The sequence below is a fragment of the Helicobacter equorum genome (assembly GCF_900198655.1).
In the GTDB taxonomy this organism is placed as follows: domain Bacteria; phylum Campylobacterota; class Campylobacteria; order Campylobacterales; family Helicobacteraceae; genus Helicobacter_F; species Helicobacter_F equorum.
The window spans coordinates 1-1,236 of record NZ_FZPO01000073.1; the positions used below are offsets into that span (position 1 = coordinate 1).

1 protein-coding gene is annotated in these 1,236 nt (G+C 38.7%); it reads right to left on the reverse strand.

Translation table 11 applies throughout. The annotated features are described in order from the left end of the window. Positions 1 to 12 precede the first annotated feature (12 nt). Positions 13 to 1,236 (reverse strand): glycosyltransferase (locus C6H22_RS08345; protein WP_104694807.1); only part of this gene is annotated, 1,224 nt, incomplete at its 5' end.

The following is a 1,236-nucleotide window of genomic DNA, read 5'->3' on the forward strand; positions in this document are numbered from 1 at the left end:
AAAAGAAGGGATTCATTGTGGGTCCTTTAAGCCATTTTGGCAGTGTTTTGCTTTTGTGCGGATTGTAGCAAGATGGATTTGATGATTAGATTCTAACATATCACGCGCGTTTTCTTCATGATAGAGATGATATGCAATACCAGCAAATTTTAAACGCCTCAAAACTCCACCATTAAATAAAAATCGTGCTACAAACTCACTATCTTCGCGTCCCCACCCAATAAAATCTTGATTAAATCCATTGATCGCCTCACAATCGCGTTTATAAAAGCTCATATTGCACCCACGAATACCCTTGATAAAGTCCTTTTTGGCAAAAAACTTAGAATCTACTTTTGAGTTTTGATACACACACTTTGCTAGGATCTTGCAAGATTTTGCTTTGAATCCTCCATGTCCAAAGGCATATGTATATGCATCGTCTTGATTATGTTGCTTGTTTTTGAGGATTGTTTGTGAGGTATTAGAATCCAAAATCACACGTGAACCTTGCAAACAAACTTTTGGTTTGGCAAAGGCTATATGATCGCGCACAAACGATGGATGCACAATCATATCTCCATCGATGATAATGATGTATTCACCTTGTGCTGCATTGATTGCGCGATTGCGAATTTGACTTAGACGAAAGCCTCTATCTTCTTGCCAAATATGTTTAAGTGGGCAAGGGAAGTCCGACATATAGGCTTTGATAAGTTCTCTTGTGTCTTCTTTGCTTCCATCATCGGCAACAAGCACTTCAGTAGGCAATGTGTGTAGATGTTTTATGGAATCTAGCACTAAAGCTAAGCGTTCTTTTTGGTTGTAGGTAGTAATAATAAGTGAAACACTACGCGGTGGGGTTATTTGATTTTCATAAAGTTTCATATATTTAAAAAACACGCCAAGCGCATTGCACACGGAAATAATAAAGCCTCTGTATCCATACAAAAACCCTTTTTGTAGCACATAGTTTTTTACAAAACTCCAACCTCCGCGAATGATAGCCTTAAGCGGACTTGCGATTTTGTGTGTGTGTTGCTCTGCCCACAGGCTAGAGTAGCGTTGCAGCTTTTCAAGCAAATGTGTGATGTCTCTAAACGCGTAATGTGTAAGTCCAGAATCTAGCTTGATAAATCGTGCATCTTTTGGCACGATGATACTTTCATGCACGACATTATTATTAAAGCACGTATATTCTTTGTGAAAGATTCGTGTTACAAAATCAGGATACCACCCGCAAGCCTTTATCCATTT